Origin of the sequence: Pseudomonas sp. I3-I5 (assembly GCF_022699445.1) — a bacterium.
Taxonomy (GTDB): Bacteria; Pseudomonadota; Gammaproteobacteria; order Pseudomonadales; family Pseudomonadaceae; genus Aquipseudomonas; species Aquipseudomonas fulva.
On sequence record NZ_CP093940.1, the window covers coordinates 1,383,516 to 1,402,592 of the forward strand.

Genomic DNA, 19,077 nt, shown 5'->3' on the forward strand with positions numbered 1-19,077 from the left:
TTCGAGCACTGACTGGCGTTTGATGGGGAATGAACATGAAGCTAGCTTGCCGCAAGCCGGGCCATGGGCGCAGGCGCCGAGGCAATATCTGGGCGATTACCGAACCGTTGTTGCGCGCGCGCGTCGCGTCGGCCTGTGTGAGGGGCGAATTGGATTAAACGAACGAGCCGGTCCGCAGGTCCATGATCCTGACACGCGAGGGCGCGCTGCGCGAAAAGCATCGTCACGTCACCCTCCTGTCACGTCATCGCGCTAGGGTGCCGATGAACTCAGCAAACCGTATTCGGATAAGGACGCAGGAAGATGGACGACTACCAGGAAGAGCTGCTGGAATTTCAGGCCCACGAGATGGACACGCCTGAACCGGCCGAAGACGCTACCGAACTTTAGTCCCCGCGTCGCTGCGTGCGGCGGTAACCGCCAGGCGTGAGCCCAGTCCAGCGCTTGAACGCGCGCTGGAAAGCCTCTGCCGAAGCGAACCCCAGCAGGTAGGCGATTTCGCCGAAGCTCAACTGGGTGTCGCGGATATAGGTCTCGGCCAGGTCGCGTCGGGTGCCGTTCAACAGGTCACGAAAACGCGTGCCTTCTTCTGCCAGCCTGCGACGCAGCGTCCAGGGCGGAAGTTGGAGCTGCAGGGCAATTTCATCGAGCTCTGGTTCACGTCCACCGCTTAGCAGCGGCCCCAGCAAATGGGTTATACGCTCGCCTAGGCTGCGCACGCGGGTCAGCTGATCCATGTGCGCCTCGCTCAGGGCCAGCAGTTGGTGCCAGGTGCTGGGGCAATGCCTGGGGTTTGGCAATTGCAGCGTGGCGCGGCCCAGGCGCAACTGGTTGCACTCGGCGGCAAAGCGAACCGGCGCGCTGCACAGGGGCTGATAGAGGGTGGCGTAGCTTGGGGCTGCGAACTCGATGTCCATCCGCTCGGCCACCACTGGCGTACCGACCAGGTCGCCCAGCTGGGCCAGCCAGCCGGCGAGCAGCGAGTCGACCACAAAGCGGTTGTAGGCGTTGTAGGGGCTGATGGAGTAAAAACGCAGCCAAGCGCCTTCGCCATCTTCGCAGTAAGTGCAATGGCCTCGATAGTTGGACGCGTACAGCGGCTCGAAGCGTAGCAGGGTGCGCGCCGCCTCGCCCAGGGTCGGCGCTTGCCCTGCCGTGACCCCGGCCAGCCCGGTATGGGCCAGCCGGCTCAACTGGCCAATCTGCAAACCCAGTGCAGGCTCGGCGCACAATGCGATGGCGGCGTGGCCCAGGTGCATGTAGCGCGGTATCGACAGGCGCGCATTGGCCTGGGCCAGCCGCGCCGCGTCCAGGCCATAGCGTTCGAGCAAGGGTGCAGGGTCGTGACCCAGCCGTCGAATCGCCTCCGCCAAGGGTTGCACAAAGCCTACCGACAGGTCGCCCAGCCTTACCTGCGGGCGGCTCATGGTGCTAGAGCCATATGTTCAGCAAGCGGGCACCTGGGCTGGGTGGCCCAGCCAACAGGTCGCCGGCTTGCCAGACGAAACCCTGGCCATCGGCGCCGTGCTCCCAGAACTGGCCGCGCATGAAGACGCTCACACTGCTCACCTGGTGACCGATAGGCGCGGTCAGCCGGTGCCAGGCGTCCTGCTCGCTGACTTCGCCACGCTTGACGGCCAACCGCGCGCTGACAGGCTGATGGCGATTTCCCCGCCAGGGCTCCAGCCAGCTGTGCCTGCCGCTCAGGAAGGCAGGGATGGCCACCAGTTCGACCGACTGGGCCAGCAACTGGTGGTGATTCTCCGGATACCAGCTGTCGCTTCCCACCAATACGCCAAGCCGCCCCGCAGGCGTCTGCAGCACCTGCAGAGGCTGGTCCACACCCGGGTGTATGAACCGCCTGTTCTCGCTGTCCGGATAGTGCTGGGGCTGGGGTTGGCCCAGGATGGTGCCGTCGCCGGCGAACACCACGCTGCTGTTGAACAACGGACCGCGCCCGGGGTGCAATGCACCCTCGCTGACGTAGGGTTGCGGCAGCACGATCGAGCCGGCTACCAGGGTTACGCCGAATTCCTTGGCCAAGCCGCCGAACACCTGCTGGTAATCGGCGGCCATCTGATCGGCCTTCATGCGCAGATGAGCATCGGCCCGTCGGTCATCGCCCTCGGCCGCGAGCATGGCCCAGCCATAGCGAAGCGGATTGCTCAGTTCGAACCATTGCAGGGCCTCACGCTGGTGGGTCACCTGGTACAACGCGTTCTTCTCGCCGCGTGCCCACAGCCAGGTACCGATGTGCTCAGGCAATACCACCACGGTGCGAGGCGTGATCAGGCCCAGCGTGCGCGCCTGCTCGAGGTAGGCGGCAAGCTTGCGGTGCAGACGTTGCAGGTCCTGGTAGTCCCCTGGGAACAGCAGCGGCTCGACGCCCAGCAGGTTGCCGTGTTCACCGGGTTGCCCGTGGTTGACTGCCAGCTCGATGCGCAGGTCGGACAGGTAGTGCCCCTGCGGGCGCTGTTGGGTCCAGAAGGCATAACCACACAAGGCGGCGATCACCACCAGCAGCAGGGCAGTTGTCAGGAGTTTTTTCATGAAACAGTAGAAGGCAATGGGCATGAGGGAGCCCTAGGGTAGACGCGCTGTTCGTGATGATCAATAACTTGTCAGTTCCGGTCATTGAGCCGGTTCAAACGGCTGTTTACTGTCTGCTTCATATAACGACAAGGCCGCCTTTAGGCCAGATGCCCGTTTACCGTGATCACCTTGGGAATCCGAACCATGACCGACACCCCTTACCCGCACCTGCTGGCCCCGCTGGACCTGGGCTTCACCACGTTGCGTAACCGTGCCCTGATGGGCTCCATGCACACGGGTCTTGAGGAACGTCCTGGCGGGTTCGAGCGCATGGCTGCCTATTTTGCCGAACGGGCGCAGGGGGGCGTAGGGCTGATGGTCACAGGCGGCATTGCACCCAATGACGAGGGCGGTGTGTACGCAGGCGCCGCCAAACTCAGCACCGATGCCGAAGCCGAGCAGCACCGCATCGTCACCGAAGCAGTGCACGCCGCCGGTGGCAAGATTTGCCTGCAGATCCTGCATGCCGGGCGCTATGCCTACAGCCCGCGTCAAGTGGCGCCAAGCGCCATTCAAGCGCCGATCAACCCGTTCAAGCCCCGGGAACTGGACGAGGCGGGAATCGAAAAACAGATTGCCGACTTCGCCCACTGCGCGCTGCTTGCGCAAAAGGCAGGTTACGACGGCGTCGAGGTCATGGGCTCGGAAGGCTATTTCATCAACCAGTTCCTCGCCGCCCACACCAACCACCGCACCGACCGTTGGGGTGGCAGCTACGAAAATCGCATGCGCCTGGCCGTGGAAATCGTCAGCCGGGTGCGCGGCGCGGTGGGCCCGAATTTCATCATCATCTTCCGCCTTTCGATGCTCGACCTGGTCGAGGGCGGCAGCTCCTGGGACGAGATCGAGACCCTGGCCAAGGCCATCGAGCGGGCGGGGGCCACGTTGATCAACACGGGTATTGGCTGGCACGAGGCGCGCATTCCCACCATCGCCACCAAGGTGCCGCGGGCAGCCTTCAGCAAGGTCACCGCCAAGTTGCGTGGAGCAGTGGGTATTCCTTTGATCACCACCAACCGTATCAATACCCCAGAAGTGGCCGAGGCGGTGCTGGCCGAAGGGGATGCGGACATGGTGTCCATGGCCCGGCCGTTTCTGGCCGATCCTGCCTTCGTCAACAAGGCTGCCGCCGGGCGTGCTGATGAAATCAATACCTGCATCGGCTGCAACCAGGCGTGCCTGGACCATACGTTCGGCGGCAAGCTGACCAGCTGCCTGGTAAACCCACGGGCCTGCCATGAAACCGAACTCAACTACCTGCCCGTGCGCATGGCCAAGCGCATTGCCGTCGTGGGGGCCGGCCCAGCAGGCCTTGCCGCTGCAACAGTGGCCGCTGAACGTGGCCATGTGGTGACCTTGTTCGAATCGGCCAGCGAAATTGGCGGCCAGTTCAATGTTGCCAAGCGCGTGCCAGGCAAGGAGGAATTCAACGAGACCCTGCGGTATTTTCGCAACAAGCTACGCACCACGGGCGTTGACGTACGCTTGAACACGCGGGTCGACGTGCCAGCGCTGGTGGCCGGCGGCTATGACGAAATCATCCTCGCTACTGGCATTCTGCCCCGCGCGCCGGCGATCCCGGGGATTGGGCACCCCAAGGTGCTCAGCTACCTGGATGTGCTGCTCGAGCGTAAGCCTGTGGGCAAGACAGTGGCTGTGATCGGCGCCGGGGGCATCGGTTTCGATGTATCCGAATACCTGGTGCATCAGGGCGTATCCACCAGCCTGGACCGCGAAGCATTCTGGAAGGAGTGGGGTATCGATACCCACCTCCAGGCGCGCGGTGGTGTGGCGGGTATCACGCCACAGCCCCACGCACCCGCCCGGCAGGTGTACTTGATGCAGCGCAAGACCTCCAAGGTAGGGGATGGCTTGGGCAAGACCACTGGCTGGATCCACCGCACCGGGTTGAAGAACAAGCAGGTGAAGATGCTCAATGGCGTCGAGTACCTGGCCATTGATGACGCGGGCCTGCATGTGCGCATTGGCGGCGGCGAGCCGCAGGTGCTGGCGGTGGACAACGTGGTGATCTGCGCAGGCCAGGACCCGCTGCGCGAATTGCAGCACGGTCTGGTGGCTGCGCGGCAGTCGGTACACTTGATCGGCGGTGCTGACGTGGCGGCAGAGCTCGATGCCAAGCGGGCGATCGATCAGGGATCGAGGTTGGCGGCGCAGCTTTGATTCACGGCCCACACCAGTGGCTGTGCTGATAGACTGACGCCCATGCCTGTCGAACTCCCCCTGGCCCCTCTGCAACGCCTGACATTGCCCTGGCTGGCGAGGGGGCAGGTCGAGACCGCCATCCTGCGCCTTGACCTGATCGACCCTCTGATCAGCGGCAACAAGTGGTTCAAGCTTCGCCATCACCTTGAGCAGGCGCTCGATGCCAAGGCCCCTGGCCTGGTGAGCCTGGGCGGCAACCATTCCAACCACCTTCATGCTCTGGCCGCTGCCGGCAAGCGGTTGGGCCTGGCCACGGCCGGCCTGCTGCGGGGGCACCCGTGCCAAACACCCACCGTGCAGGACTTGCAGGCAATGGGCATGCAACTGCACTGGCTGGGTTACGAGGGCTACCGACAACGTAACGAGGTGGGGTTCTGGACGCCCTGGCACGCGCGCTATCCCGGCTGGCACTGCATCCCCGAAGGGGGAGGCGGGCAGGCCGGCGCCCAGGGGTGCGCGTCGATCGTGACCCACCTGCACGCGCAGCTTGCGACACTGGGCTGGCCGGACTATGACGCCTGGTGGCTGGCCGCGGGCACCGGCACCACGCTTGCAGGCCTGGTGCTGGCCGAGTCAGGGGCCCATGCCGTGCTTGGGGCGTTGGCCGTACCCGACCACTATGGCGTGGCCGAGACCGTGGCGGCACTTGCCGGCACCCAGGGTTACCGCCTGCACAGTGCCAGCCGGGGCGGCTTCGGCAAGTTCGACGAACAACTGCTGGCCTTCATTGCCGACTGCGAGCAGCAGGCCGGGATCCCTTTCGAGGCGCTCTATACCGGCAAGGCATTGCTCGCGCTCAAGGCTCAGGTCGAAGCCGGATTGTTCGCGCCCGGCACTCGCTTGGTGTTCGTCCATACCGGCGGTTTGCAGGGCCGTCGGGGTTACTTGTAAGGCAGCATGCGCAGCAACGTATTGTCGCGTTTGACATAGTGATGATAAAGGCCGGCCAGCGCATGCAGGCCGATCAGCCAGTAGCCCCAGGTACCCACACGCTCATGCCAGCCCTTGATGAACTTGGCCAGGTCTACGTCAGGGCCGATCAGGTGCGGCAGCTCAAGGCCATAGAACGGTATCGGTTTGTCGGCGGCGCTGAGGATCAGCCAGCCGGCCAGCGGCATGCCGATCATCAGCAGGTACAGCAGCAGGTGAACCAGATGGGCCAGGCCGGTTTGCCAGGCAGGGGGTTTGGGTGAGATGGGAGGCGCGCGATGGACCACGCGCATGGCCAGGCGCAGCCATACCAGCACGAACACGCTCAGGCCCAACATGAAATGCAGGTCTTTCATCAGGTTGCGCTCTGCGCTGTCGCGCGGGAAGATCCCGCGAAACTCGATACAGGCATAAACGGCGGCCAGCAGCACCAGCATCAGCCAGTGCAGGACAATGGACACGCGCGCGTAATGGGGCGCTGGGGTGCTCGAAACCATGGTTGATCCTCATCGGTCGGTGGGGCAGCGCTCTTGGTGGCGCTCAGGTCCAGTTTACGGGTTACCCGGGCTGCATCATTGCTCCAGGTCGGTGAAAAATATGTTGCCGCCTATGGGAGGATCTGCGGTCAGAGAGCCAGCGCGCCTGGCCACTGATCGGCAACCAGGAACACCCGCTCTACCTCTTGCCAGCTGCCGTCCTGCTGCCGTTGCACGTTGACCAGCAACTGCGCAGGCGCATCGGGCGCCAGCAGGTGCAGCCACGCGGCGAACTGAGCAGCGCTCCAGACCTCGCAGGCCGCACACCGTGCGGGGGCCAGCCAAGCGCTGCGAGCCAGCGGTTGCCAATGCCCGTCTGGTGCGCTGATCCAGTCCTTGCGATGCAACCACCGGCCACGCAAGTGCTGGGGGTGGACGCCCTGCGGCGCCTGGCTCGCGGCCAGCGTCGGGTAGAACAGGTAGCCCCCCATCCACATGCTGGCCTGCACCGTAGGCAGGTCGAGCCGCTCGAGGGCGGTACGGCCCTGGGTGCTGGCTGACATGGGCAACTGGTGGCGGCGGGTGTGTTCCAGCTTGGCTTGCAGGCGATCGTGGCAGCCAGGCCCCAGCCAGCCCCCAGGGTCGGTACCGAAGCGCTCAGGGCCCAGGTACAGCTTGATGGCCAGTTCCAGGTGATGCACCCCATCGCGATCACGCAGCACCACATCCAGCTCGCCCAAGGTCCGGCCGTCTTCGCGGATAGCCAGGTTGGCCGCCAACAGTTCGACGCCGGGCGCCTGTTGCAAGGCAAACTGCCACAGGCGTTCGTAATACAGCCCGAGGCGGCGGCTGCCAAGGCCCTTGAGCCAGTGCTGCAAGGGCGTGTCATCGGCGTCCAGCCCGTGCAGCCAGGCCTGTAACGCCTGCGGCCGCTCCACCCAGAGGCTGCCTGCCAGCGGGTGGCGCTGGGGGCAGCCTGCGTTCTCCAGCAGCGGCGGCGAGAGCAGGGTCCAGGCAAGGTCACGCACCGCGGGGCGCTGGAACAGCCGGGGCAGGTGCACGAGCGAAGGAAATGGCATCATCCTGCGAGCATAGCCGGTTTGCCGCTGCTTCGTGGTTCGCCCATAATCGCTGCATCGTCACCCGTCGCAGAGCCTTGCAGGAGCCCCATGGAGCAATTTCGCAATATCGGTATCATCGGTCGTCTCGGCAGCTCGCAGGTGCTGGACACCATCCGCCGACTGAAAAAATTCCTCCTCGAGCGCCACTTGCATGTGATCCTCGAAGACACCATCGGTGAAGTCCTGCCCGGCCACGGGCTGCAGACTTCCACCCGCAAGCTGCTGGGCGAGGTCTGTGACCTGGTCATCGTGGTCGGCGGCGACGGCAGCCTGCTGGGCGCTGCGCGTGCCCTGGCGCGTCACAATATCCCGGTACTGGGCATCAATCGGGGCAACCTGGGCTTTCTCACCGACATCCGTCCGGATGAACTGGAAGAGAAAGTCTCCGAGGTACTCGAGGGTCACTACCTGGTCGAGAACCGTTTCCTGCTGCAAGCCGAAGTGCGCCGTCATCAGGAGGCGATCGGCCAGGGTGATGCGCTCAACGACGTGGTCCTGCACCCCGGCAAGTCCACCCGCATGATCGAATTCGAGATCTACATCGACGGCCAGTTCGTCTGCAGCCAGAAGGCCGACGGCCTGATCGTCGCCACCCCGACCGGCTCCACCGCCTACGCATTGTCCGCCGGTGGCCCGATCATGCACCCCAAGCTCGATGCGATCGTCATCGTGCCCATGTACCCGCATACCTTGTCAGGGCGGCCGATCGTCGTCGATGGCAACAGCGAACTGAAGATCGTGGTGGCCAAGGACCTGCAGATCTACCCGCAGGTGTCGTGTGACGGTCAGAACCACTTCACCTGTGCACCCGGTGACACCATCACGGTGAGCAAGAAGCCCCAGAAGCTGCGCCTGATCCACCCGCTGGACCACAACTACTACGAAGTCTGCCGCACGAAGCTTGGCTGGGGCAGCCGCCTGGGGGGCAGGGACGACTGATGCTGGATCCGGCGCGCAGTTTCGACATCATCGGTGACGTTCACGGCTGTGCCTTGACCCTCGAGCGTTTGCTCGACACCCTCGGTTACCAGCGCATTGCCGGCGTCTGGCGCCACCCTCGGCGCCAGGCGCTGTTTTTGGGCGATATCGTGGACCGCGGCCCGCGTATCCGCGAAGCCCTGCACATCGTTCACGACATGGTCGCCGCCGGGCAGGCGCACTGCATCATGGGCAATCACGAATACAGCGCCCTAGGGTGGGTGACGCCGGCACTGCCGGGCAGCGGTAAGGCCTTCGTGCGCGAACACACCCCTCGCCACGCCAGGCTCATCGACGAAACCCTCACCCAGTTCGCCCATCACCCTGCGGACTGGCAGGCGTTTCTCGACTGGTTCCAGACGCTACCCCTGTTCATCGATGCCGGTCGCTTTCGCCTCGTACACGCCTGCTGGGATGCACGCCTGATCGAGCCTCTGCGTCGCCAGTACCCCGACGGGCGCGTCGACCGCCACTTCGTCCAGGCGTCGGCGGTGAGCGGCAGCTTTGCCGCCAACGTCTGCAACCGCCTGCTGCGCGGCACCGACATGCGCTTGCCCGATGGCCTCACCCTGACCGGTGGCGATGGCCTGACCCGCGCCTTCTTCCGCACCAAGTTCTGGGAAGACGACCCGCAGACCTACGGCGATATCGTCTTCCAGCCCGATGCGCTGCCAGCGGAGGTGGCCAACACACCGCTGAGCCACAGCCAGAAAAGCGCGTTGCTGCGCTACGCCGAGGACGAGCCCATGCTGTTCGTTGGCCATTACTGGCGTAGCGGCCGGCCCGCCCCGATTCGCAGCAACCTGGCCTGCCTGGACTACAGCGCCGTGTTGTACGGCAAGCTGGTCGCCTACAGGCTGGACGATGAAACCCGTATCGACCCCCGCAAGTTCGTCTGGGTGGATGTCGACCGACCACAGGCTAGCCAATGAACATTATCCAAGTGATGCGCCTGCCGCTGACGGTGGACCTCAGCGGTTTCGTGCAGATGCTGCAACGCTTGCAGGTCCCGCACCGGGTCAGCGAGGAGGGCGAGGACCAGGTACTCTGGGCGCCTGATACCCTGGCCGACGAGGTGTTGCACCTCTACCAGCGCTACCCCGATGGCAACGCCGACCTGCAGGCCGAGCCTGACCCCGCGTTGCCCGACCAGCAGATGCAGGAGGTGCCACAGCCGTCGCTGCTGGCCCAGGCTAAGGCTTGCAAGGTCACTGCCCTGACGCTGCTGCTGACCTTCATGGTCGCTGGGCTCACGGGCTTGGGCGACAACTTCACCACCATCAGCTGGTTCACGTTTCTCGATTTTCACGTGCAGGGCGATTACCTGTACTTCGCGCCCCTGGCCGAGGGCCTGGCGCACGGGCAATGGTGGCGGCTGGTCTCGCCCATGCTGCTGCATTTCGGCGCGCTGCACCTGGCCATGAACAGCCTGTGGTTCTGGGAGCTGGGCAAGCGCATCGAACTGCGCCAGGGCCCGTGGACGTTGCTGGGGCTCACCCTGCTGTTCAGCCTGGTATCGAACCTGGCCCAACACTACACCACGGGGCCTGGCCTGTTCGGTGGGCTTTCAGGCGTGCTTTATGGCCTGCTCGGGCACATCTGGCTGTATCAATGGCGGGCGCCAAACCCGCACTTCAACCTGCCCAAGGGCGTGCTGGTGATGATGCTCCTCTGGCTGGTGGTGTGCCTGACCGGCGTCGTCGGCACCCTGGGCCTGGGCCAGATCGCCAACGCCGCGCACGTCGGCGGGTTGCTCATCGGATGCCTGACCGGGCTCTTGGGTGGGGCGCTCGCCCGGCGTAAACTGTCGGCTTGAATCAGGAGACAACATGTCCACTTTCGCGCAAATGATCGAAAACATCACCCCGGAAATCTACGAGAGCCTGAAACTGGCCGTGGAAATCGGCAAATGGTCGGACGGCCGCAAGCTGACTGCCGAGCAGAAAGAGCTGTCCCTGCAAGCGGTCATCGCCTGGGAGATGAAAAACCTGCCCGAGGACCAGCGTACCGGTTACATGGGCCCGCAGGAATGTGCGTCCAAGTCCGCCCCCGTTCCCAACATCCTGTTCAAGTCGGACTCGGTACATTGATCGAACTCGCTCGTGGCTCGTTGAGCAAAATGGCCGTCAGCCTGGCGGCCCCCGTGGTGCAATACAGCTTTCGCCTAGGCGATACCCTGGTGCCAGTCAACCCGCTGATCGGCAAGCCGCTGCGCCTGCACTACCTGGGCGCCATCCACTGCAGCCACTGCGGCAAGCGCACCAAGAGCAGCTACAGCCAGGGTTACTGCTACCCCTGCATGACCAAGCTGGCCCAGTGCGACATGTGCATCATGGCCCCGGAGCGCTGCCACTACGACGCAGGCACCTGCCGCGATCCGTCCTGGGGCGAGCAGTTCTGCATGACCGACCACGTGGTCTACCTGGCCAACTCCTCCGGTATCAAGGTCGGTATCACCCGCGCCACCCAGTTGCCCACCCGCTGGCTCGACCAGGGTGCCAGCCAGGCCTTGCCTATCCTCAGGGTGGCCACCCGGCAGCAGTCCGGGCTGGTCGAAGACCTGCTGCGCAGTCAGGTGCCGGACCGCACCAATTGGCGCGCCCTGCTCAAGGGTGACGCCGCGCTGCTTGATCTGCCGGCCTTGCGCGATCAGGTGCTGGAGGCGTGTGCCGAAGGGCTTGGCCAGCTGCAGGCGCGCTTCGGCCTGCAGGCGATTCAGCCCCTGACCGACGCCGAGGTCGTGCACATGACGTACCCGGTCCAGGCTTACCCCACCAAGGTGGTCAGCTTCAACCTGGACAAGACCCCGATCGTGGAGGGCACGCTGCTGGGCATCAAGGGCCAGTACCTGATCTTCGACACCGGTGTGATCAATATTCGCAAGTACACGGCCTACCAGTTGGCCGTGCTCCAGTAAAAGGGACCTGCAGATGCGTACCGAACAACCGCAAGTGATCCATCTCAAGGACTACAAGGCGCCTGAGTACCTGATCGACGAAACGCACCTGACCTTCGAGCTGTTCGAAGACCACACCCTGGTCCACGCGCAACTGATCATGCGCCGCAACCCGGTGCATGGGGGCGGCCTGCCTGCGCTGGTGCTCGACGGCCAGCAACTCGAGCTGGTGCGCGCCGCCCTCGACGATGAACCCTTGCAGGCCGGCAACTACCAGATCGACGCAGGCAGCCTGACCGTCCAGCCACGGGCAGCGCAATTCACCCTCGACACCACCGTCAAGATCCATCCGGAAACCAACACAGCGCTCGAAGGCCTGTACAAGTCCGGCAAGATGTTCTGCACCCAGTGCGAAGCCGAGGGTTTCCGCAAGATCACCTACTACCTCGATCGCCCCGATGTCATGAGCATCTTCACCACCACGGTGATCGCCGAACAGCATCGCTACCCGGTGCTGCTCTCCAACGGCAACCCGGTAGGCAGCGGCCCTGCCGAGGATGGCCGTCACTGGGCGACCTGGGAAGACCCGTTCATGAAGCCGGCGTACCTGTTCGCCCTGGTCGCAGGCGACCTGTGGTGCGTGGAAGACACCTTCACCCGCCAGTCGGGCCGTGATGTGACCCTGCGCATCTATGTCGAGCCGGAGAACATCGACAAGTGCGACCACGCCATGGTCAGCCTGAAGAAGTCCATGCGTTGGGACGAAGAGGTGTATGGCCGCGAGTACGACCTGGACATCTTCATGATCGTCGCGGTCAACGACTTCAACATGGGGGCCATGGAAAACAAAGGCCTTAACATCTTCAACTCCAGCTGCGTGCTGGCGCGCGCCGAAACGGCCACCGATGCCGCGCATCAGCGGGTCGAAGCGGTGGTGGCCCATGAGTACTTCCACAACTGGTCGGGCAACCGCGTCACCTGCCGCGACTGGTTCCAACTGTCGCTCAAGGAAGGCTTCACGGTGTTCCGCGATGCCGAGTTCAGCGCCGACATGAATTCACGCACCGTCAAGCGCATCGAGGACGTTGCCTACCTGCGCACCCATCAGTTCGCCGAGGATGCGGGCCCCATGGCCCACCCGGTGCGCCCGGACAGCTTCATCGAGATTTCCAACTTCTACACCCTGACCGTGTACGAAAAAGGCTCGGAAGTGGTACGCATGGTGCGCACGCTGCTGGGGGCCGAGGGCTTCCGCCAGGGCAGCGACCTGTACTTCGAGCGTCACGATGGGCAAGCGGTGACCACCGACGACTTCATCAAGGCGATGGAAGATGCCAACGGCGTCGACCTGACTCAGTTCAAGCGCTGGTACAGCCAGGCCGGTACGCCGCGCCTGGAGGTGAGCGATGCCTACGATGAAGCGGCGCGCACCTATAGCCTGACGTTCCGCCAGAGCTGCCCACCCACCCCAGACAAGGCCGAGAAGCTGCCCTTCGTGATTCCGGTCGAATTGGGCCTGCTCGATGCCCAGGGCAACGACCTGCCGCTGCAATTGGCGGGCGAGTCCTCGGCAGTGGGCAGCACCCGGGTGCTGTCGGTGACCGAGGCCGAGCAGACCTTCGTCTTCCAGGGTATTGAAGCGCGGCCGCTGCCGTCGCTGCTGCGCGGTTTCAGTGCCCCGGTCAAGCTGAGCTTCCCATACGACCGCGACCAGTTGATGTTCCTGATGCAGCACGACAGCGACGGCTTCAACCGTTGGGAAGCCGGTCAGCAACTGGCCGTTCAGGTGTTGCAGGAGCTGATCGGCCAGCACCAGCTTGGTCAGGCGCTGCAACTGGACCCGCGTCTGCTCAAGGCGTTGGATACGGTGCTGGGCGACACCTCGCTCGATGCTGCCATGGTGGCCGAAATGCTCTCGCTGCCAGGGGAGGGCTACCTGACCGAGATCAGCCAGGTGGCCGATGTGGACGCCATCCACGCAGCCCGCGAGTTCGCTCGCCGGCAAATTGCCGAGCACTTGTTCGAGCCGCTCTGGACGCGTTACCAGGCCAACCGCGCGGTCTCGCGTAACACCGCGTACGTTGCCTCTGCCGAGCACTTTGCTCGCCGCAGCCTGCAGAACATCGCCCTGTCGTACCTGATGCTCAGCGCCAAACCGCAGGTGCTGGAAGCGACCCTGGAGCAGTTCGAGCAGTGCGACAACATGACCGAGCGCCTCACGGCCCTGGCGGTGCTGGTCAACTCGCCCTTCGAGGCCGAGCGCGCCAAGGCCCTGGAAAGCTTTGCTGAACACTTCAAGGACAACCCCCTGGTCATGGACCAGTGGTTCAGCGTGCAGGCGGCCAGTACCTTGCCAGGTGGCTTGGCACGGGTGAAGGCGTTGATGCAACACCCGGCCTTCACCCTGAAGAACCCGAACAAGGTGCGCGCGGTGGTCGGCGCCTTTGCCGGCCAGAACCTGGTCAACTTCCATGCTGCCGATGGCTCCGGCTACCGCTTCCTGGCGGATCTGGTGATCGAGCTCAATGCGCTCAACCCGCAGATCGCCTCCCGGCAATTGGCGCCGCTGACCCGCTGGCGCAAGTATGACGCCGCCCGGCAGACCCTGATGAAGGGTGAGCTGGAGCGGATTCTGGCCGCTGGTGAACTCTCCAGTGACGTGTACGAAGTCGTGAGTAAAAGCCTGGCATGACGCCCCGGGGGGCGCCTGATGGCCCCCCGATTTCGACTGCCGACGTTGTTACGCTGCACACGCAGCGCCTGCCGGGGGATCCTGTTCGCCTGCAGGCGCTGCATCTTCTGCGCATGAACCACGCGCCTTGCGCTGATAACAAAACATAACACCCCGCCCGTTGTGCTCCTCCAAATCCTCCCGTTACGATCACCGCACGCCCTTGCAGGCCTCTATTGCAGGCATTTGTGCGTTTCTGCAAGGTATTGACCCACCCAACAAAAATACAATCGGGGGCAGTCATGAGGAATTGGAGCAGGCGCGCTGGATGGCCGATGGCGGCCGCAGCAGTGCTCACCCTTGCACTGAGTGGATGGCAAGGCGCGCAGGCTGCGTCAGCCGATGAATACTCCACCGAATCGGCCAAAGCCAGTCAAAGGCTGTTGATCGACGCTGCCCATGCGGGCACGCGCGTGGTCGTGGTCGGCGACCGTGGCCATATCCTGTTCTCCGATGACCAGGGCAGCACCTGGACTCAGGCCCGCGTGCCAACCCGCCAGTTGCTGACGGCTGTCTTTTTCCTTGATGACAAGCGCGGTTGGGCCGTGGGCCACGATGCGCAGATCCTCGCCACCGGCGACGGCGGGGCGACCTGGAGCAAGCAGTTCGAAGACGTGTCGCGCGAAGCGCCCTTGCTCGACATTGTGTTCCTCGATGCCCAGCACGGCCTGGCCGTCGGCGCCTACGGCGCCTTGCTCGAAACCACGGACGGGGGCCAGCATTGGCAGGACGTGGCCGAGCGCCTCGACAACCCCGACCAGTTGCACCTCAATGCCATCACCCAGGTGCGTGACGCTGGTTTGTTCATCGTCGGGGAGCAGGGCAGCATGTACCGCTCCGAGGACAACGGGCAGCACTGGCAGAAAGTGGAAGGGCCTTACCAGGGGTCGCTGTTCGGCGTGATCGGCACTGCCCAGGCGCGTACCCTGCTGGCGTTCGGCTTGCGCGGCAACCTGCTGCGCTCCACCGACTTCGGCGACACCTGGCAATCGATCCCCTTGCAGGCTGCGCGAGGCGAGCTCGAATTCGGCCTGGCCGGTGCCACCTTGCTCGATGACGGCACCGTCGTGGTGGTCGGCAACGGCGGCAGCGTGTTGCGCAGCACCGATGCCGGCCAGACCTTCAGCGTCCACAACCGCCCGGACCGCATCGCCCTGTCCGGCGTCAGCGGCCTGCCCAACGGCGAGCTACTGCTGGTAGGGCAGGGCGGCGCCCACATCGCCAATGCCAAGGGGCTCGATGCCGCCGGCAGTGAGGCACAGCCATGAGCAGCCAGGAGCACATTCCCATGCAGCCGCATCATCAGGACAAAGCCACACTGCTCGAACGCCTGATCTTCAACAATCGGCCGGCGGTCATCATCCTCTGTGTGTTGGTCAGCCTCTTCCTGTTCTGGCAGGCCACGCAAATTCGCCCCTCCACCAGCTTCGAGAAAATGATCCCGTTGCAGCATCCGTTCATCGAACAGATGATGGAGCACCGCAACGACTTGGCCAACCTGGGCAACACCGTGCGCATCGCGGTCGAGGCGGTCAATGGCGACATCTTCGACAAAAACTACATGGAGACCCTGCGCCAGATCCACGACGAGGTGTTCTACATCCCAGGCGTCGATCGGGCCGGGCTCAAGTCGCTGTGGAGCCCGAGCGTGCGCTGGAGCGAAGTCACCGAGGAGGGGTTCTCCGGTGGCGAGGTGATTCCCAACACCTACGACGGCTCGCAGGCCAGCCTCGATACCCTGCGCGACAACGTGCTGCGGTCCGGGCAGATAGGGCGGCTGGTGGGCAACAACTTCAAATCCAGCATCATCGACGTGCCACTGCTGGAAAGTTACCCCGACCCACAGGACCCAGGGCGGGTGGTCAAGCTCGACTACCAGCAGTTCTCCCACTTGCTCGAAGAAAAGATTCGCGACAAGTTCCAGGCTCAGAACCCCAATGTGAAGGTGCATATCGTCGGGTTCGCGAAGAAGGTCGGTGACCTCATCGACGGGCTGGTCATGGTGGTGATGTTCTTCGGCATCGCCCTGCTGATCACCTGGGTGCTGCTGTACTGGTTCACCTGGTGCATCCGCAGCACCATCGCGGTGCTCATTACCACATTGGTGGCGGTGGTGTGGCAACTGGGGCTGATGCATGCGGTTGGCTTCGGCCTGGATCCGTATTCGATGCTGGTGCCGTTCCTGATCTTTGCCATCGGCATTTCCCACGGTGTGCAGAAAATCAACGGCATTGCCCTGCAATCGAGCGATGCAGACAACGCCCTGACGGCGGCCAGGCGCACGTTCCGGCAACTGTTCCTGCCAGGCATGATCGCCATTCTCGCCGATGCCGTGGGCTTCATCACCCTGTTGATCATCGACATCGGCGTGATCCGCGAACTGGCCATCGGTGCATCCATCGGCGTCGCGGTGATCGTCTTCACCAACCTGATTCTGCTGCCGGTGGCCATTTCCTATGTGGGTATCAGCAAGAAGGCCATCGAGCGCAGCAAGCGCGACGCCACCCGCGAGCACCCGTTCTGGCGGATGCTGTCGCGCTTTGCCAGCCCCAGGGTGGCGCCGGTTTCCATCGCCCTGGCCCTGGTCGCCTTCGCCGGGGGGCTGTGGTACAGCCAGAACCTGAAGATCGGCGACCTCGACCAGGGCGCACCGGAGCTGCGGCCCGACTCGCGCTACAACCAGGACAACAACTTCATCATCAGCAACTATTCCACCAGTTCCGATGTGCTGGTGATCATGGTCAAGACGGCCGCCGAGCAGTGTTCGGTGCATTCGACCCTGGCGCCGATCGACGAGCTGATGTGGACCATGGAAAACACGCCGGGTGTGCAGTCGGCCATTTCCCTGGTCAGCGTGTCCAAACAGGTGATCAAGGGCATGAACGAGGGTAGCCTCAAGTGGGAAACCCTCTCGCGCAACCCCGATGTCCTGAACAACTCCATCGCACGGGCCGATGGCCTGTACAACGGCGATTGCTCGCTGGCTCCGGTGCTGGTGTTTCTCAATGACCACAAGGCCGAGACCCTCGAGCGGGTGACGGCCGCTGCCAAGGCGTTTGCCGACAGCCACGACAGAGAAGGCTTGCAGTTCCTGCTGGCTGCCGGCAACGCCGGTATCGAAGCGGCCACCAACGAGGTGATCAAGTCGGCCGAATTGACCATTCTGATCCTGGTGTACCTGTGCGTGGCAGTCATGTGCCTGATCACCTTCCGTTCCTTCGCCGCGACCCTGTGCATCGTGCTGCCCTTGGTGTTGACCTCCGTGCTGGGCAACGCGCTGATGGCGTACATGGGCATCGGCGTCAAGGTGGCGACGCTGCCGGTGGTTGCGCTGGGGGTAGGCATTGGCGTGGACTACGGCATCTACATCTACAGCCGTCTGGAGAGCTTCCTGCGCGCCGGGTTGCCGCTGCAGGAAGCCTATTACCAGACGCTGCGCTCCACCGGCAAGGCGGTGCTGTTCACCGGCCTGTGCCTGGCCATCGGGGTATGTACCTGGATCTTCTCGGCGATCAAGTTCCAGGCGGACATGGGCCTGATGCTGACCTTCATGCTGTTGTGGAACATGTTCGGTGCGCTGTGGCTACTGCCGGCGCTGGCGCGGTTCCTGATCAAGCCCGAGAAGATGGCAGGCAAGGCGGGGGGCTCGATTTTCGCCCATTGAAACGACCGGGCGTTGCGCGGCCATGGGGGTATAATGCAGGGCTTTTCCACATGCAATGTCCCGTACAGGTACCCCCATGTCACCACTTGCCAGCGCCTTGCAACACTGCGACATGCTTCTGATAGACGGCCTTCACGCGTTCGATTTCACCTGCGACGAGCAGGGCCTTGCCATCGAATGCATGGACGGCCGCCAACTGCGGCGTTGGGTATTCACCGCCGCGCAGGTCGATGCGGCCAGTAAAGAAGTGAACGACTGGCGCATCTGCACTGCCGAAAGTGAGCACCGACTGATCTGTCTGGATGCATTTCGCGCACCGGAAGAAGAAGACCATGAACCGGACCTGGAAGACTCTGCTGACCGCTAGCTGCATGACCCTGACCTACACTGCCCAGGCTGCCACTCTGCTGGTTGGCACCTACACAGACGGTGCCAGCCAAGGCATCTACCGCTACGCCTTCGACAGCGAAGCCGGCACAATCCGCCCCGAACCGCTGCAGGTGGTAGAGAGCGTCAGCCCCTCGTGGCTGGTGCTTTCCGAAGACAAGCGCCTGCTGTTTGCCGTCAATGAAACCGCAGACGGTCACGTCAGCGCATTCAACATTGCCAGCGATGGGAGTGTACGCCTGCTCGATCAAAAGCCCAGCCAGGGCGACGAGCCGACCCACGCCAGCCTCAGCCAGGACCAGCGTTATCTGTTCGTGGCCAACTACGCGGTCGACCCCGACCCAGGCGGCGGCCTTTCGGTGTTGCCAGTCGACAGGCAAGGCGCCTTGCAGTCGGTGGTCCAGCAGGTGCGTCATCAAGCCAGTGGGGTCAACCCCGAGCGGCAGGCCAGCGCCCATGTCCATTCTGTGGTGCCGTCTCCAGACGGCCAGCATGTCTATGCCAGCGACCTGGGTGCAGACAAGGTGTTCGTCTACCGCTACGACGGGGCGAGCACGAAAAAGCCACTGACCCCGTCCCAGCCTGCCTCGGTGTCGTTGCCTGCGGGCAGTGGGCCACGGCATTTGCTGTTCGACGCCAGCGGCAAACATGCCTACCTGACCTTGGAAATGCATGCCGAAGTGGTGGTGTTCGATGTCCAGGAGGGCAACCTGATCGAACGCCAGCGTCTGCCATTGACCGAACGCCAGGAGGCGGCTGCCAAGGCAGGCGCGGGCCTGCACCTGTCGGCGGACGGTCGCTTTCTGTACGTCAGCAACCGCGGCACGGCCAATGAGATCGTCGTGTTCAGCGTGGGCAAGCAGGATGGACGGTTGGCGTTGGTGCAGCGTCGCTCGGTCGAAGGTGACCACCCCCGTGAATTCGCGCTGGACCCCACTGACAAGTTCCTGCTGGTTGCCAATCAGAAGAGCAACCAGATCAAGGTCATGCGCCGCGATCCGCTCACGGGCAAGCTGGGGGAAACGGTACAGACTTTCGATCAGCCGGCACCGTCGGACCTGAAGTTCATACGATGACGT

The 19,077-nt window shown here is 63.7% G+C and carries 16 protein-coding genes; 12 read left to right on the top strand and 4 right to left on the bottom strand.

What is annotated here, in order from left to right; genetic code table 11:
- Positions 1-386: 386 nt before the first annotated feature.
- The gene (locus MOP87_RS06230; RefSeq protein ID WP_242810250.1) at positions 387-1,427 is read right to left on the bottom strand and encodes an AraC family transcriptional regulator; all 1,041 of its coding nucleotides are present in this window, start codon (positions 1,425-1,427) and stop codon (positions 387-389) included.
- A gap of 4 nt (positions 1,428-1,431) precedes the next feature.
- On the bottom strand, positions 1,432-2,550 hold the full coding sequence (locus MOP87_RS06235) for a nitrilase-related carbon-nitrogen hydrolase (protein WP_242810533.1): 1,119 nt from the start codon (positions 2,548-2,550) through the stop codon (positions 1,432-1,434).
- Positions 2,551-2,736: 186 nt separating this feature from the next.
- On the opposite strand from MOP87_RS06235, the gene MOP87_RS06240 reads away from it, so the two are divergent.
- Both MOP87_RS06240 and MOP87_RS06245 read left to right on the top strand, forming a co-directional pair.
- Positions 2,737-4,773 (top strand): NADPH-dependent 2,4-dienoyl-CoA reductase, encoded by a 2,037-nt coding sequence (locus MOP87_RS06240; protein WP_242810251.1) that lies wholly within the window; start codon positions 2,737-2,739, stop codon positions 4,771-4,773.
- Positions 4,774-4,815: 42 nt separating this feature from the next.
- Positions 4,816-5,706, top strand: a complete 891-nt coding sequence (locus MOP87_RS06245) for a pyridoxal-phosphate dependent enzyme (RefSeq protein WP_242810252.1) — start codon at positions 4,816-4,818, stop codon at positions 5,704-5,706.
- On the opposite strand, the gene MOP87_RS06250 is transcribed toward MOP87_RS06245, so the two are convergent.
- Together MOP87_RS06250 and MOP87_RS06255 are read right to left on the bottom strand one after the other, a co-directional pair.
- A complete protein-coding gene (locus tag MOP87_RS06250) occupies positions 5,697-6,242 on the bottom strand; it encodes a cytochrome b (RefSeq protein ID WP_028688144.1) in 546 nt (181 codons plus the stop codon). The genes MOP87_RS06245 and MOP87_RS06250 overlap by 10 nt on opposite strands.
- Positions 6,243-6,370: 128 nt before the next feature.
- The gene (locus MOP87_RS06255) at positions 6,371-7,303 is read right to left on the bottom strand and encodes a DUF1853 family protein (RefSeq protein WP_236165962.1); all 933 of its coding nucleotides are present in this window, start codon (positions 7,301-7,303) and stop codon (positions 6,371-6,373) included.
- A gap of 87 nt (positions 7,304-7,390) precedes the next feature.
- On the opposite strand from MOP87_RS06255, the gene MOP87_RS06260 reads away from it, so the two are divergent.
- The 10 genes from MOP87_RS06260 (at position 7,391) to MOP87_RS06305 (ending at position 19,074) form a co-directional block, all read left to right on the top strand.
- Positions 7,391-8,281 carry an NAD(+) kinase gene (locus MOP87_RS06260; protein WP_027916509.1) on the top strand — a complete coding sequence of 297 codons (891 nt, stop codon included), beginning with the start codon at positions 7,391-7,393 and terminating at the stop codon, positions 8,279-8,281.
- Positions 8,281-9,252 (top strand): metallophosphoesterase, encoded by a 972-nt coding sequence (locus MOP87_RS06265; protein WP_088523041.1) that lies wholly within the window; start codon positions 8,281-8,283, stop codon positions 9,250-9,252. The genes MOP87_RS06260 and MOP87_RS06265 overlap by 1 nt, the downstream gene beginning before the upstream one ends.
- Positions 9,249-10,136, top strand: a complete 888-nt coding sequence (locus MOP87_RS06270) for a rhomboid family intramembrane serine protease (RefSeq protein ID WP_088523042.1) — start codon at positions 9,249-9,251, stop codon at positions 10,134-10,136. The genes MOP87_RS06265 and MOP87_RS06270 overlap by 4 nt, the downstream gene beginning before the upstream one ends.
- A gap of 13 nt (positions 10,137-10,149) precedes the next feature.
- Positions 10,150-10,410, top strand: a complete 261-nt coding sequence (locus MOP87_RS06275; RefSeq protein ID WP_023533690.1) for a DUF1315 family protein — start codon at positions 10,150-10,152, stop codon at positions 10,408-10,410.
- On the top strand, positions 10,407-11,237 hold the full coding sequence (locus MOP87_RS06280; RefSeq protein ID WP_027916512.1) for a DUF2797 domain-containing protein: 831 nt from the start codon (positions 10,407-10,409) through the stop codon (positions 11,235-11,237). The genes MOP87_RS06275 and MOP87_RS06280 overlap by 4 nt, the downstream gene beginning before the upstream one ends.
- Positions 11,238-11,250: 13 nt before the next feature.
- Positions 11,251-13,908, top strand: coding sequence for an aminopeptidase N (gene pepN / locus MOP87_RS06285; protein ID WP_242810253.1), 2,658 nt, complete (start codon positions 11,251-11,253; stop codon positions 13,906-13,908).
- Positions 13,909-14,189: 281 nt separating this feature from the next.
- On the top strand, positions 14,190-15,215 hold the full coding sequence (locus tag MOP87_RS06290; protein WP_027916514.1) for a YCF48-related protein: 1,026 nt from the start codon (positions 14,190-14,192) through the stop codon (positions 15,213-15,215).
- 20 nt (positions 15,216-15,235) lie between these two features.
- Complete coding sequence (locus MOP87_RS06295) at positions 15,236-17,611, top strand: RND family transporter (RefSeq protein ID WP_242810254.1); 2,376 nt, start codon at positions 15,236-15,238, stop codon at positions 17,609-17,611.
- Between the two features lie 76 nt (positions 17,612-17,687).
- A complete protein-coding gene (locus MOP87_RS06300) occupies positions 17,688-17,978 on the top strand; it encodes a DUF5629 family protein (RefSeq protein WP_111475712.1) in 291 nt (96 codons plus the stop codon).
- On the top strand, positions 17,944-19,074 hold the full coding sequence (locus MOP87_RS06305) for a lactonase family protein (protein WP_125922554.1): 1,131 nt from the start codon (positions 17,944-17,946) through the stop codon (positions 19,072-19,074). The genes MOP87_RS06300 and MOP87_RS06305 overlap by 35 nt, the downstream gene beginning before the upstream one ends.
- Positions 19,075-19,077: the final 3 nt, after the last annotated feature.